Annotated in this window: 15 protein-coding genes and 3 tRNA genes; 4 read left to right on the top strand and 14 right to left on the bottom strand. The window is 66.6% G+C overall.

Annotated features, from left to right (window positions below; all coding sequences use genetic code 11):
• Positions 1–5: 5 nt before the first annotated feature.
• From nuoF to DDF62_RS13270, 9 genes are read right to left on the bottom strand one after another with little or no spacing between them, the layout of a single operon-like run.
• Entirely contained in the window at positions 6–1325 is a 1320-nt protein-coding gene (gene nuoF, locus DDF62_RS13310; RefSeq protein WP_116489554.1) for an NADH-quinone oxidoreductase subunit NuoF, read from the bottom strand.
• Between the two features lie 4 nt (positions 1326–1329).
• A complete protein-coding gene (locus tag DDF62_RS13305) occupies positions 1330–1590 on the bottom strand; it encodes a hypothetical protein (protein ID WP_101712990.1) in 261 nt (86 codons plus the stop codon).
• Entirely contained in the window at positions 1587–1823 is a 237-nt protein-coding gene (locus tag DDF62_RS13300) for a hypothetical protein (protein ID WP_116489553.1), read from the bottom strand. The genes DDF62_RS13305 and DDF62_RS13300 overlap by 4 nt, the downstream gene beginning before the upstream one ends.
• On the bottom strand, positions 1823–2506 hold the full coding sequence (gene nuoE, locus DDF62_RS13295; protein WP_109455027.1) for an NADH-quinone oxidoreductase subunit NuoE: 684 nt from the start codon (positions 2504–2506) through the stop codon (positions 1823–1825). Before nuoE ends, DDF62_RS13300 begins: the two co-directional genes overlap by 1 nt.
• A complete protein-coding gene (locus tag DDF62_RS13290) occupies positions 2503–2850 on the bottom strand; it encodes a nuclear transport factor 2 family protein (RefSeq protein ID WP_425267049.1) in 348 nt (115 codons plus the stop codon). The genes nuoE and DDF62_RS13290 overlap by 4 nt, the downstream gene beginning before the upstream one ends.
• On the bottom strand, positions 2847–4097 hold the full coding sequence (locus DDF62_RS13285) for an NADH-quinone oxidoreductase subunit D (protein WP_116489552.1): 1251 nt from the start codon (positions 4095–4097) through the stop codon (positions 2847–2849). Before DDF62_RS13285 ends, DDF62_RS13290 begins: the two co-directional genes overlap by 4 nt.
• A gap of 3 nt (positions 4098–4100) precedes the next feature.
• The gene (locus DDF62_RS13280) at positions 4101–4703 is read right to left on the bottom strand and encodes an NADH-quinone oxidoreductase subunit C (protein WP_116489551.1); all 603 of its coding nucleotides are present in this window, start codon (positions 4701–4703) and stop codon (positions 4101–4103) included.
• On the bottom strand, positions 4700–5305 hold the full coding sequence (locus tag DDF62_RS13275; RefSeq protein WP_101712996.1) for a NuoB/complex I 20 kDa subunit family protein: 606 nt from the start codon (positions 5303–5305) through the stop codon (positions 4700–4702). The genes DDF62_RS13280 and DDF62_RS13275 overlap by 4 nt, the downstream gene beginning before the upstream one ends.
• Positions 5275–5652 carry an NADH-quinone oxidoreductase subunit A gene (locus DDF62_RS13270; RefSeq protein WP_116489550.1) on the bottom strand — a complete coding sequence of 126 codons (378 nt, stop codon included), beginning with the start codon at positions 5650–5652 and terminating at the stop codon, positions 5275–5277. The genes DDF62_RS13275 and DDF62_RS13270 overlap by 31 nt, the downstream gene beginning before the upstream one ends.
• A gap of 200 nt (positions 5653–5852) precedes the next feature.
• Between DDF62_RS13270 and DDF62_RS13265 the strand changes: the two genes are divergently transcribed.
• The 3 genes from DDF62_RS13265 (at position 5853) to DDF62_RS13255 (ending at position 7227) form a co-directional block, all read left to right on the top strand.
• Positions 5853–5929 (top strand) — tRNA-Asp (locus tag DDF62_RS13265).
• Between the two features lie 69 nt (positions 5930–5998).
• A tRNA-Asp gene (locus DDF62_RS13260) sits at positions 5999–6075 on the top strand.
• A gap of 138 nt (positions 6076–6213) precedes the next feature.
• Positions 6214–7227 carry an LLM class flavin-dependent oxidoreductase gene (locus DDF62_RS13255; RefSeq protein ID WP_116489549.1) on the top strand — a complete coding sequence of 338 codons (1014 nt, stop codon included), beginning with the start codon at positions 6214–6216 and terminating at the stop codon, positions 7225–7227.
• Positions 7228–7244: 17 nt separating this feature from the next.
• Here the strand turns inward: DDF62_RS13255 and DDF62_RS13250 are convergent, their stop codons facing one another.
• Positions 7245–8453: a glycosyltransferase family 4 protein gene (locus DDF62_RS13250; RefSeq protein WP_425267050.1), complete on the bottom strand. Its 1209-nt coding sequence runs from the start codon at positions 8451–8453 to the stop codon at positions 7245–7247.
• A 226-nt stretch (positions 8454–8679) separates the two neighbouring features.
• Between DDF62_RS13250 and DDF62_RS13245 the strand changes: the two genes are divergently transcribed.
• Positions 8680–9930, top strand: a complete 1251-nt coding sequence (locus DDF62_RS13245) for a glycosyltransferase (protein ID WP_116489547.1) — start codon at positions 8680–8682, stop codon at positions 9928–9930.
• Positions 9931–10078: 148 nt separating this feature from the next.
• Here DDF62_RS13245 and DDF62_RS13240 read toward each other — a convergent pair whose 3' ends face one another.
• The 4 genes from DDF62_RS13240 to lon form a co-directional block, all read right to left on the bottom strand.
• Positions 10079–10447, bottom strand: a complete 369-nt coding sequence (locus DDF62_RS13240; protein WP_116489546.1) for a GFA family protein — start codon at positions 10445–10447, stop codon at positions 10079–10081.
• Positions 10448–10535: 88 nt separating this feature from the next.
• Positions 10536–10610: transfer RNA gene (locus tag DDF62_RS13235), tRNA-Val, on the bottom strand.
• Between the two features lie 106 nt (positions 10611–10716).
• Complete coding sequence (locus DDF62_RS13230; RefSeq protein WP_058346343.1) at positions 10717–10995, bottom strand: HU family DNA-binding protein; 279 nt, start codon at positions 10993–10995, stop codon at positions 10717–10719.
• Positions 10996–11141: 146 nt separating this feature from the next.
• Positions 11142–13541, bottom strand: a complete 2400-nt coding sequence (lon, locus tag DDF62_RS13225) for an endopeptidase La (protein WP_116489545.1) — start codon at positions 13539–13541, stop codon at positions 11142–11144.
• Between the last annotated feature and the right edge of the window lie 49 nt (positions 13542–13590).

Raw genomic sequence — 13590 nt, 5'->3', positions numbered from 1 at the left:
TCTCGTTACTCCGCCGCGATCAGCTTGGCGCCCTGCACGTGCAGGCGACCGCTACGATAGGAAGCGATCCGCTCTTCAACCTCGTGGCGGAAGTGGCGGAACAGACCCTGGATCGGCCAGGCGGCCGCGTCGCCCAGGGCGCAGATGGTGTGACCCTCGACTTGGGTCGTGACGTCCAGAAGGGTGTCGATTTCCTTCGGATCGGCTTCGCCGGTGGCCATGCGCTCCATGACGCGCCACATCCAGCCGGTGCCTTCACGGCACGGCGTGCACTGGCCGCAGCTCTCGTGCTTGTAGAAGTACGACAGGCGGGCGATGGCGCGGACCAGGTCGGTGGACTTGTCCATGACGATGACGGCGGCGGTGCCCAGGCCCGACTTCAGGTTACGCAGGGCGTCGAAGTCCATCGGCAGGTCTTCGCACTGCTCGGCCGGGATCATCGGAACCGACGAACCGCCCGGGATGACGGCCTTGAGGTTGCCCCAGCCGCCGCGAATGCCGCCGCAGTGGTCTTCCATCAGCTGACGGAAGGGGATGCTCATGGCTTCTTCGACGTTGCAGGGCAGGTTCACGTGGCCCGAGACGCAGAACAGCTTGGTGCCGGCGTTGTTCTGGCGGCCAAAGCCGGCGAACCACGAGGCGCCGCGGCGCAGGATGGTGCCGGCGACGGCGATGCTCTCGACGTTGTTGACCGTGGTCGGCATGCCATAGAGGCCGGCGCCGGCCGGGAACGGCGGCTTCAGGCGCGGCTGGCCCTTCTTGCCTTCCAGGCTTTCCAGCAGGGCCGTCTCTTCACCGCAGATATAGGCGCCGGCGCCGTGGTGGACGTAGATGTCGAAGTCCCAGCCGTGGACGTTGTTCTTGCCGACCAGCTTGGCCTCGTAGGCCTGCTTGATCGCCGCTTCCAGGCGCTCGCGCTCGAAGACGTACTCGCCGCGGATGTAGATGTAGCAGGCGTGGGCCAGCATGGCGCGCGAGGCGATCAGGCAGCCCTCGATCAGGAGGTGCGGGTCATGCCGCATGATCTCCCGGTCCTTGCAGGTGCCCGGCTCGGACTCGTCGGCGTTGACGACGAGATAGTGCGGACGGCCTTCCTTCACTTCCTTGGGCATGAAGGACCACTTCAGACCGGTCGAGAAACCAGCGCCCCCGCGGCCTCGCAGACCCGAGTTCTTCATGTTCTCGATGATCCAGTCGCGCCCGGCGTCCAGAATATCCTTGGTGCCGTTCCAGCAACCGCGCGCCTTCGCACCTTCCAGACCCCAGTCCTGGAGCCCGTAAAGGTTGGTGAAGATGCGATCCTTGTCTTCGAGGATACCGACCATGACTCTAGCTTTGCGGATCGAATGGATGGGTGCGGACATAGCGCGTCCGCCGGACGATGACATAGGCGAAAAGCAGCCAACCGGCGCCGATCACCAAAAGACCTGTGGGCGTAGCCCAGGCTGGCGCGCCGGGGACCTCCCGGCCCCAGATCAGCAGCAGCACCCCGGCCAGGCAGGCCACGAAGCCCACGGCTCTTTCCTTGCGGTAGAGCCCTCGGATCGTGGCCACGTAGGCCCGCCGCTTGTCGGCGAGGTCGTCGCTCATGGCGCCCTCCCCGCTTGCGGGTCCTGCGGCCTGGTGGCCTTCAGCCACCCGACCACGAACCAGATCTGGGCGCTTAAGCCCGCCACGATGGCCAGGACGAAGACCGGCAGCAGCCAGCCCACGCCGAAGGCCACGTGGCCGACGATCGCCGCGCCGGCCAGCAGGAAGCACACGACGTCGATGGCGATCATCGTCGTGAAGCGCTTCTTCTGTTGGACGGCCACGTCGGTCATCAGGCGGCGGGCTCCGCCTTGGTCTTCTTCGGCTTCTCGGGCAGGTTCGGGATCTTGATCTTCTTGGCCGCCGAGCCGTCGTACAGCTTCGGGTCGGTCAGGGTCTGGATCTTGTCCTTCGGCTCCGAGGACTTGCGGCCCTCATAGCTGCCCGGCTGCGGGGCCTTGCCCGCGGCGAAGTCGTCGAGGATCTGGGCCAGGCTCTCCGGCGTCAGGTCTTCGTAGTAGTAGTCGTTGATGGCGGCCATCGGGGCGTTGCAGCAGGCGCCGAGGCACTCGACCTCTTCCCAGCTGAACTTGCCGTCAGCCGACACCGAGTGGGCCGGACCGATCTTCTTCTCCAGCACCGAGCGCAGGTCGAGCGCGCCGCGCAGCTGGCACGGCGTGGTGCCGCACAGCTGGACGAAGGCGGTCTTGCCGACCGGGGCCAGCTGGAACATCACGTAGAAGGTGGCCACTTCCAGAACGCGGATGACCGGCATCTCGAGCTGGCGGGCGATCTCCTGGATCGCGGGCTCCTGCACCCAGCCCTCTTGCTTCTGGGCCAGCCACAGCATCGGGATCACCGCCGACTGCTTGCGGGCGGCGGGGTACTTGGCTTTCCACCAGTCGGCCTTGGCCTGGCTTTCGGCCGAGAAGGCGAAGCTGGCGGGCTGTTCCTTGGCGAGACGACGGACGCTCATCGTGCGAAATCCACGCGGACGATCTTGTCGCCCTTGAAGGTGTAGATGGCGGCGACCTGGAAGGGTTCGTCGCCGTTGCCGCGGTCGACATGCTCGTGATCGATCACGTTCGAGCCGACCACGATGCGGTTCAGCAGCTTCGCGTGGTTCTTGGGGAACTCGGCGAAGGTCTTGGCGTAGAAGGCGCGGTAGGCCTCGATGCCCGTGCGCGCCACCTCGCCGTTCAGGCCGGCCACGACCACGTCGTCCGAGAAGTGGGCGCAGTGGGCGTCCAGGTCCTGGGCGTTGTAGGCGTCGAGCTGGGCCTGAGCGACGGTTTCGAGGGCGATGGTCTCGAGGCTCATCGGTCGACCTCGCCGAACACGATGTCGAGCGAGCCCAGGATGGCCGAAACGTCGGCCAGCTGGTGGCCGCGGTTCATCCAGTCCATGGCCGCCAGGTGCGAGAAGCCCGGAGCCTTGATCTTGCAGCGGTACGGCTTGTTGGTGCCGTTGCTGACGACGTAGACGCCGAACTCGCCCTTGGGGGCTTCGACGGCCGCGTAGACCTCGCCTTCCGGCGTCTTGAAGCCCTCGGTGTAGAGCTTGAAGTGGTGGATCAGGGCTTCCATCGAGCGCTTCATCTCGGCGCGACGGGGCGGAGCCACCTTGTTGTCCTCGCTCAGCACCGGACCCGGCGTGGCGCGCAGCATGGCCACGGCCTGCAGGATGATCTTGGTGCTCTCGCGCATTTCCTGCATGCGGCAGAGATAGCGATCGTAGCAGTCGCCGTTCTTGCCCAGCGGGATGTCGAACTCGAACTCGTTGTAGTTCTCGTACGGCTGGTTGCGGCGCAGGTCCCAGGCGATGCCCGAACCGCGCACCATCACGCCCGAGAAGCCCCAGGCCCATGCGTCTTCCTTGCTCACGACGCCGATATCGACGTTACGCTGCTTGAAGATGCGGTTGTCGGTGATCAGGCCCTCGATGTCGTCGCAGATCTTGGGGAAAGCCTTCGCCCAGGTCTCGATGTCGTCGATCAGGCTCGGGGTCAGGTCCTGGTGGACGCCGCCCGGACGGAAATAGTTGGCGTGCAGGCGAGCGCCGCAGGCGCGCTCGTAGAACACCATCAGCTTTTCGCGCTCCTCGAAGCCCCAGAGCGGCGGCGTCAGGGCGCCGACGTCCATGGCCTGGGTCGTCACGTTCAGCAGGTGGTTCAGGATGCGGCCGATCTCGCAGAACAGCACGCGGACGATCTGGCCGCGCTTGGGCACTTCCACGCCCAGCAGCTTCTCGATCGCCATGCAGAACGCGTGTTCCTGGTTCATCGGCGCCACGTAGTCGAGGCGGTCGAAGTACGGGATGTTCTGCAGATAGGTGCGCGCTTCCATCAGCTTCTCGGTGCCGCGGTGCAGCAGGCCGATGTGCGGATCGACGCGTTCGACGATTTCACCGTCGAGCTCCAGCACCAGACGCAGCACGCCGTGCGCGGCCGGGTGCTGGGGGCCGAAGTTGATGTTGAACTTGCGGACCGGGGTTTCCGGGATCGCCGGAACGGTCGGTTCGTCGCGGAAGAAGTCGGTCGCCGCGGCGGGAGCGTTCGTGCCAGTCATGACTTAAGCCTTCTCCGCCTTCTCGTCGCCCGGCAGGGCGTACTTGGCGCCCTCCCACGGAGAGAGGAAGTCGAATGCGCGGTACTCGGTGATCTTCACGGGTTCGTAGACGACGCGCTTGAGTTCGTCGTCGTAGCGGACCTCGACATAGCCGGTCATCGGGAAGTCTTTCCGCAGCGGGTGGCCGTGGAAACCATAGTCCGTCAGGATCCGGCGCAGGTCCGGGTGGCCTTCGAAGAACACGCCGTACATGTCGAACACTTCGCGCTCGAACCAGTCGGCGACCGGGAACACGGGCGTGGCGCTCGGCACCGGGGTGTCTTCGTCGGTCTGCACCTTCACGCGGACGCGGACGTTCTTCACCATCGACAGCAGGTGGTAGACCACGTCGAAGCGCGCGGCGCGCTCGGGGTAGTCGACCGCCGTCAGGTCCACCAGCTGATGGAACCGATAGTCGGGGTGGTCGCGCAGGTAGGTCAGCAGCTCGACCGCGCGGTTGGCCGAACCCAGCAGGTTCAGCTCGCCGAACGCCACGTTGTACGAGGCGATCGCGCCGGCCGAATTGGCGACGATCGCCTGGCCGAGGGCTTCGAGGTCTTGGCTCATCGCTCGATGGTCCCCGTGCGACGGATCTTCTTCTGGAGCTGCAGCACGCCGTAGACTAGCGCTTCGGCCGTGGGCGGGCAGCCCGGCACGTAGATGTCGATCGGCACGACGCGGTCGCAGCCGCGCACGACGCTGTAGCTGTAATAGTAGTAGCCGCCGCCGTTGGCGCAGCTGCCCATCGAGATGACGTAGCGGGGCTCGGGCATCTGGTCGTAGACCTTGCGCAGAGCCGGGGCCATCTTGTTGGTCAGCGTGCCGGCCACGATCATCACGTCCGACTGACGCGGGCTGGCGCGGGGGGCGAAGCCGTAGCGCTCCAGGTCGTAGCGCGGCATGGCCGAGTGCATCATCTCGACGGCGCAGCACGCCAGGCCGAACGTCATCCACATCAGCGAGCCCGTGCGGGCCCAGGTGATGAGGTCGTCGGCGGCGGCCGTGATGAAGCCCTTGTCGGCCAGTTGCTGGGAGACGCCGTCAAAGAAGGCGTCGTGCAGCTTGGGGTCATAGCCCTGCACGGTCGAGCGGCCAGCGGCGCCGGCCGGAACGACGGGCGAGCTGTTGGCGGGAACGATCACTCCCATTCGAGGGCGCCCTTCTTCCATTCGTAGATAAAGCCGACGGTAAGAACGCCCAGGAAGGCCAGCATGGACCAGAAGGCGTATTGAGCCACGTCAGGCGGCAGCTTCAGCAGGGTGACGGCCCACGGGAACAGGAACGCCACTTCGAGGTCGAAGATGATGAAGAGGATCGACACCAGGTAGAACCGGACGTCGAACTTCATGCGCGCATCGTCGAAGGCGTTGAAGCCGCATTCGTACGCGGACAGCTTTTCCGGGTCCGGCGCCTTGGGCGCGAGCACGGCGGCGGCCAACATGAAGACGATGCCGATAACGGCCGCGATCCCGATGAAGATCACGATCGGCAGGTACTGGAGAAGGAAGGCGGTCATGACAGCCCTTGGCTTGAATCGGCCGCGTTGTAGCCCAGCATTTCCCACGCTTCAAACGCCCGGGGCACATTGAGAAACGATCGCAACTACAAGGCATCCACAGGTTCTGCGACATGGCCGTTGACACGAGTCTCGGCCCGACATATCAGACGCCCCTCGCCGCACGGCGGGTCGCACTTCCGCCTCGGCGGACAGCAAATGCGGATGTAGCTCAGTTGGTTAGAGCGCCGGCCTGTCACGCCGGAGGTCGCGGGTTCGAGCCCCGTCATTCGCGCCACCTTCTTCTCGAAGGTAGCGATCCGAGGTAAAAGCGAGCGCTTCGTAAGGGTTTAGGCCTTTACGCGACGCGGATGTAGCTCAGTTGGTTAGAGCGCCGGCCTGTCACGCCGGAGGTCGCGGGTTCGAGCCCCGTCATTCGCGCCACTTTCCCCTTCCCCACTTTTTCAAGTTGCTCGTTTAAGCGCCTGGCGCTGCCGCTTGCGCGCGCGTCCGCTGGAACGACTGCGACAAATTGTGTCGCCGGACGGTTGTTACCGACCGGTCGCATCCCATGTAGCGGACATGACCCAGTCCGCCGATATCCCTTTTTCCGTCCTCGATCTGTCGCCGGTTCCTCAAGGAACAACGGTCAGTAAAGCGCTCGCCAATACTTTGGACCTCGCGCGACATGCCGAGTCGCTAGGTTTCCACAGATATTGGCTGGCCGAGCACCACAACATGCCCGGTATCGCCAGCGCCGCCACAACCGTGGTCATTGGTCACGTCGCCGCCGGAACCCAGAAAATTCGAGTCGGATCGGGCGGCATCATGCTTCCCAACCACGCGCCGCTGATGATCGCCGAGGCTTTCGGCACGCTCGCGGCGCTGCATCCTGGCAGAATCGACCTGGGCCTGGGCCGCGCGCCGGGCACCGACCAGGCCACGATCCGCGCTTTGCGCCGTTATGCGGGCTCGGTCGACCGCTTCGCCGAGGATGTCGTCGAGCTGCAGCACTGGTTCAAGCCGGCCACGGAAGACCAGGCCGTCCGCGCGATTCCCGGCGAAGGCCAGGACGTGCCGCTGTGGCTGCTTGGTTCCAGCACCTATGGCGCACAGCTGGCGGCGGCGCTTGGCCTGCCCTACGCCTTCGCCGCCCACTTCGCGCCGGAACAGCTGATGCAGGCTGTCGAGGTCTATCGCCGCGGCTTCCGCCCCTCGGCCCAGCTCGACAAGCCCTACTTCATGATCTGCATCGGGGTCTGCGCGGCCGACACCGACGAGGAGGCCCAGCGCCTGCACACCTCGACCCAGCAGCAATTCCTGGCCCTGCGTCGCGGCAACCCCGGCCTGCTGCCGCCTCCGGTCGACGACATCACCGCCATCGCTTCGCCCGCCGAACTGGCCGGCGTGAACAACACCTTCCGCTATTCGGCGATCGGCTCGCCCACGACCGTGGCGGCCAAGCTGCGGGCGGTGATCGAGGCCACCGGCGCCGACGAGGTGATGGCCGCCTCGCAGATTCACGACCACGCCGCGCGGCTGCGCAGCTACGAGATCCTGGCGAGCCTGCGCGACGATCTGCGCCAGGCCGCCTGAGGCGCTCTCTTTACTATCTAGTGCGAGGCGGCCGCCGCGGCCGCTTCGCCAAGAAAGGCCCGCGAGCCGCTTAGGCGGCCGTAGATCTCGGTCAGGCGCTCGAACACCGGCGTCCAGCCATGCCGGGTCTCGGCCCGCAGGCGCGCGGCATGCCCGAGGGCGACCATGTCGCGGGCGAACAGCGCCTCGACCGCCTCGGCGAACACCCCGCCTTCCGACGCCTGGGCCAGCACGCCGACCTGCTCGTCGACGCTTTCGGCGACGCCCCCGGCCGCCACGCCCACCACCGGCAGGCCGCAGGCCATGGCCTCCAGCACGATCAGGCCGAACGGTTCGTTGTCGTTGGCGTGAACGAAGGCGTCGCAGCCGGCCAGGATCGCGGCCAGAGCCTCCGGGTCACGCTGATAATCCATCGAGATCACCCGATCGCTGGCCCGCGCGCCCGCCCCGGCCCCGATCAGCAGCAGCACATAGGGCTCGCCCAGCCGCTCGACGGCGTCGACCAGCACGTCGAGCTTCTTTTCCCGCGCCGGACGGCCAGCGAAGACGAGGATTCGGTGACGATCGGTCAGGCCCAGTCGCCGCCGCAGCGCCGCGCGATCGCCGCGCGCGGGATGAAAGGTGTCGACGTCGACGCCCAGCGGCAGGCCGATGGCGTCTCGAACCCCCGCCTCGATCAGCCGTCCGGCGATGAAGTGGCTCGGCGCCACGGCCTGGTCGAACTGGCGATAGATCGCCGCCCAACGCTTCTGGACCGGCTTTTCGGCCCATTCGCCGATATGCAGCGCCGCCAGGGCGCCAAGATCGGTGTGGCAGAAGCCGACGACCGGCACGCCCAGGGCGTCGCCCGCCTTCAGCGCGGCCAGGCCCGGCGTATAGGGATCGCCCGCCTCGATGATGTCGGGACGCTGGCGGATCAGCCGCTCCATCCAGCTGGTCTTGCCGATCGGCCAGCGATAGCCGTCACCGAACGGCAGCGGCGCGGCGTAGATCGACACCCGGCCATGGCCGTCATGGGCGTCGCGCGGCCCCGGCACCACCAGGGTGTGGCGCACGCCGGGCCGATTCTCCGCCAGCCAGGCGCGTTTGGCGTTGAGATAGCGGCGCACGCCGCCGCTGCGCGGGGCATAGAGCATCGTCGTATCGATGAGACGGGCGGGCCGCCCCGGGCTTGATCGAATCTGGTCCTGCGGCGCGCCGGCCTCGGGGCTCGGCGGGGGAGTCAGCAGAAGATCGATCACGCCGTACCTCGCTACTGCAGAGGGAGCCGTCTTGCGCGGCCGCCAAGCGATAAGGTGCTCGAGCGCCGGGAGGTTCCTCCGAAGCTGGACCGTTGTCCAGCCACGCAACGCCACCCTACGTCGCGTCGCGCATCGGCGCAAAAACCATATTTCGGTTCGCCTGGATTGAACGGCTCCCGCGTCGTAGGAGGAGCCAAACGGGGGTATCGACATGGCGCGTTTTCTGTTCACCACCTGGGAAGGCGGCGGCCACGTGCAGCCGCTGCTGATGGTCGCCGCCGACATGATCGCGCGCGGCCACCAGGTGCTGGCGATCAGCGATCCGGCCAACGCCGCCGACGCCCAGGCCCTGGGCGTTCCCTTCCGGCCATGGACGACCGCGCCGTTCCAGACCGGCAAGACCCGCGAGGACGACCGCCTGCGCGACTTCGAGGCCGACAATCCGATGGCCGTGATCGAGCGCCTGCTCGAGCGGGTCATGGCCGGCCCGGCCAGCGCCTACGCCCACGACGTGCTCGAAGCCCTGGACGCCTTTCCCGCCGACGTCATCGTCACCCAGGAACTGCTGCTGGGCGTGATGGTCGCGGCCCAGGCGCGCGGGACGAAGCTAGCCCTGCTGTCGGCCAACATCTGGTCGCTGCCCAACCTGCCCGGCGCGCCGCCGTTCGGGGCCGGCATGGCTCCAGCGGCCGACGACCAGGAGCGGGCCATGCACGCCATGGTCGCCCAGATGGCGCGCGGCCTCTTCCAGTCGGGCCTGCCGGCGCTGAACGCCGCCCGCGCCGAGTACGATCTCGCCCCCCTGGACGATCTCTTCACCCAGTTCGATGCGGCGGACGCGATCCTGCTGGCCACCAGCCCGGCCTTCGACTTCGCGCCCGATCCCCTGCCCGCCCCGTTCGCCCATGTCGGCCCCTATCTCGCCGATCCGGCCTGGGTGGAGCCCGCCCCGCCGCCCGAAGGCGACGCGCCGCTGGTCGTGGTGTCGTTCTCCAGCCTCTACCAGGCGCAGGAAAAGACGCTGCGCAACGTGATCGCCGCCCTCTCGGCCCTGCCCGTCCGCGCCTTGGTGACGACCGGGCCGACGCTGGACCCGGCGGAGTTCGAAGCGCCTCCCCACGTCAGGATCGTCCGCAGCGCGCCGCACGGCGCGGTGCTGGACCAGGCCGCCGCCTTCGTCACCCACGCCGGCCACGGCTCGACCCTGCGCCCTTTGATGGCCGGGGTCCCGCTGCTGTGCCTGCCCATGGGCCGCGACCAGAACGACAACGCCACGCGCGCCGCCCACCGCGGCGCGGCGATCACCGTATCGCCGGACGCCCCGCCCGAGAAGATCGGCGAGGCGCTGACGCGGCTTCTGGACGATCCGGCCTATGCCGAGGCGGCCAGGGCGCTGGGCGCGAAGATCGCCAGCGACGTCGCGGGTCGCAACGCGGCCCAGGCGCTGGAGGCGCTGCTTTAGACCTCTTCGGTCGTCATCCCGGAAAGCCCGTAGGGCTTATCCGGGACCCAGGGGCCAACGCATTGCAGCTGCCCCTGGGTCCCGGCTCTACGGTTCGCTACGCGCACCTTCGGCCGGGATGACGGCAAGAGGTTTTACCGCTCCCCCCTCACCAATCATCCCGCCCGTTGAGATGCACCACAGGCAGCGGGGCCAGGTCGAAGTTCTCCAGCAGCCGCACGTTGATGCTGACGCGCGGATGGTCGTAGTCGGCCTCGCCGCTGCTGAAATCCGGGAACTGGCTGAAGGCGCCGCATCCGCAGATCGAACAATGATGGTGCGTGCCCATGTAGTCGCCCCACTGGTAGGTCGACACCCGGTCGCGCGCGGTCAGCAGCTTGAAGCTGGACGGCTGGTAGTAGGCGACGAGATTGCCGCGCTTGGAACAGAACGAGCAGTTGCAGTCGGTCAGTTCGGTCGGCGCGGTCTCGACCTCGAACTGGATGGCGCCGCAGTGGCAGCTTCCCTTGACGGACATGACGATCTCCCTTTTGGCGTCCAACGCCGGGGAGACTGCCGAAGGTCCGCTGACAGCATGGTGTCAGCAACCCCAACCTTGGGGTCCCTGGTGGGCGGTGAGGGGATCGAACCCCCGACCCTCTCGGTGTAAACGAGACGCTCTACCGCTGAGCTAACCGCCCCTTCGCAGGGTCGCGCCTTCTAGCCGCAGTCGGGCGGCATGGGAAGCGCGCATAGAAAAGGGCGGGCCGTCATCCAACGCCCCGCCCCTTAGAATCCGAAACGGGATCAGCCGTTCAGGGTCGTCTTCAGGCCTTCGCCGACCTGGAAGCGGGCGGTCTTCGAGGCCGGACGCTCGACGGTCTCACCGGTGCGCGGGTTGCGCGCGGTGCCGGCGGCGCGGGTCACGGCCTTGAAGGTGCCGAAGCCCACCAGACGCACGTCCGAGCCCGACTTCAGCGAAGTGGTGACGGTGTCGATGAAAGCTTCCAGAGCGTCCTTCGCCTGGTTCTTGTTGATGCCCGCCTTTTCGGCGATCGCCGTGACGAGTTCGGCTTTCGTGGTCATTTTTGTCTCCCAGCCAATAAGCGGCGGCGCTGCAACAGCTTACGCCGCTTCGCTCGCGTGGAAGTATGCGGGCTTCGCAAGCCCCGTCAAACGAAGGCGGCGCGGAAAGGTCCCGCGCCGCCCTACTTATCAACAATAAGTTACTGTCAGTGCGTAAGAACTGCGTCGTCCCCGGCGTCGTCGGCCTTGGCGGGGCTCGAAAGGGGCTCTTCCGATTCGCTCCACTCGACCGGAGTCAGCGGTCCGACCAGGGCGTGCTTGAGCACTTCGTCGACCGTCGAGACCGGAATGATCTCGAGACCCGACTTCACGCTTTCCGGCACGTCGACGAGATCCTTCTCGTTTTCCTGCGGGATCAGCACGGTCTTCACGCCCGAACGCAGGGCCGCCAGCAGCTTTTCCTTCAGGCCGCCGATGGCGGTGACCCGGCCGCGCAGGGTGATCTCGCCGGTCATGGCGATGTCCTTGCGGATCGGGATCCCCGTGAGCACCGACACCATGGCCAGGGCCATGGCGATACCGGCCGACGGACCGTCCTTGGGCGTGGCGCCGTCCGGCACGTGCACGTGGACGTCGGTCTTCTCGAAGATCGGCGGCTTGATGCCGAACGAGGTCGCCCGCGAACGGACGTAGCTGTTGGCCGCCGAGATCGACTCCTTCATCACTTCCTTGAGGTTGCCGGTGACCGTCATGCGGCCCTTGCCCGGCATCTTCACGGCTTCGATGGTCAGGATGTCGCCGCCGAACTCCGTCCAGGCCAGACCGGTGACGATGCCGACCTGGTCGACCTCGTCGGTCTCGCCATAGCGGTACTTCTTGACGCCGGCGTACTTGGCCAGGCGCGCGTCGTCGATGGTGATGCTGGTCAGCTTCTCGCGAGCCAGGTCACGCACCGTCTTGCGGGCCAGGTTGCCCAGTTCCCGCTCCAGCGACCGCACGCCGGCTTCGCGGGTGTAGTAGCGGATCAGGTCGCGGATGGCCGCGTCCGGAACGATGAACTCGCTGTCCTTCAGGCCGTGATCCTTGGCCAGCTTCGGCAGGACGTGGCGCTTGGCGATCTCCAGCTTCTCGTCCTCGGTGTAGCCGGGGATGCGGATGATCTCCATGCGGTCCAGCAGCGGCTGGGGCATGTTCAGGCTGTTGGCCGTGGTGACGAACATCACCTGGGACAGGTCGTAGTCGACCTCCAGGTAGTGGTCGCCGAAGGTCGAGTTCTGCGACGGATCAAGCACTTCGAGCAGGGCCGAGGCGGGATCGCCGCGGTAGTCGCTGCCCATCTTGTCGATCTCGTCCAGCAGGACGAAGGCGTTGGTGGTCTTGGCCTTCTTCATCGACTGGATGACCTTGCCGGGCATCGAGCCGATGTAGGTGCGGCGGTGACCGCGAATTTCGGCCTCGTCACGCACGCCGCCTAGGCTCATGCGCACGAACTCGCGGCCGGTCGCCTTGGCGATCGACTTGCCCAGCGAGGTCTTGCCGACGCCCGGAGGGCCCACGAGGCAGAGGATCGGGCCCTTCAGCGAATTGGTCCGGGCCTGAACGGCCAGGTATTCCAGGATCCGCTCCTTGACCTTGTCCAGGCCGTAGTGGTCGGCGTCGAGGATGTCCTCGCTCTCGGCGAGATCGATCTTCTTGCCCTTGGCCTTGCCCCACGGGATCGACAGCAGCCAGTCCAGATAGTTGCGGACCACCGTGCTCTCGGCCGACATCGGGCTCATGTTGCGCAGCTTCTTCAGCTCGCCCTCGGCCTTGGCCCGGGCTTCCTTCGAAAGCTTGGTCTTCTTGATGCGCTTCTCGAGCTCGATCAGCTCGTCGCGCGAGTCGTCGGGGTCGCCCAGCTCGCGCTGGATCGCCTTCATCTGCTCGTTCAGATAGTATTCGCGCTGGGTCTTCTCCATCTGGCGCTTCACGCGCGAGCGGATCTTCTTCTCGACCTGCAGCACCGAGATCTCGCCTTCCATCAGGGCGAAGACCTTCTCCAGGCGCTTGGTGACGTCGAAGATTTCCAGCAGGTGCTGCTTGTCGCCGATCTTCACCGACAGGTGGGCGGCGATGCTGTCGGCCAGCTTGCCCGGCTCGGCGATCTGCGGGATCGCGGCCAGGGCCTCGGGCGGCACCTTCTTGTTGAGTTTGACGTAGTTCTCGAACTGCTCGACGACCGCGCGCGACAGCGCCTCGGCCTCGGGGCCGGCGCCCTGGTCCTCGCTGACCTCGCCGACCTGGGCCTCGTAATAGGCTTCCTGGTCGGTGAAGCGCACGACCGCGGCGCGGCCCTTGCCTTCGACCAGCACCTTGACGGTGCCGTCGGGCAGTTTCAGCAGCTGAAGCACGGTGGCCAGCACGCCGACATCATAGATGTCGGCCGGCGCCGGATCGTCGTCCGCGCTGTTCTTTTGGGTGACGAGCAGGATCTGCTTGTCCCCGCGCATCACTTCCTCGAGGGCGCGCACGGACTTGTCGCGGCCCACGAACAGCGGAACCACCATGTGCGGGAACACAACGATATCCCGCAGGGGCAACACAGGAAGCGTACGGATCTCAGACATATTTTCACTCCCGGCCGGCGCGTGAACCTCGCGCCTCGCCATGCGGACT

Source organism: Caulobacter radicis, assembly GCF_003094615.1.
GTDB classification, from domain to species: domain Bacteria; phylum Pseudomonadota; class Alphaproteobacteria; order Caulobacterales; family Caulobacteraceae; genus Caulobacter; species Caulobacter radicis.
The sequence above is the reverse complement of the archived record's forward strand: the minus strand, read 5'-3'. Positions and strand labels throughout refer to the sequence as shown.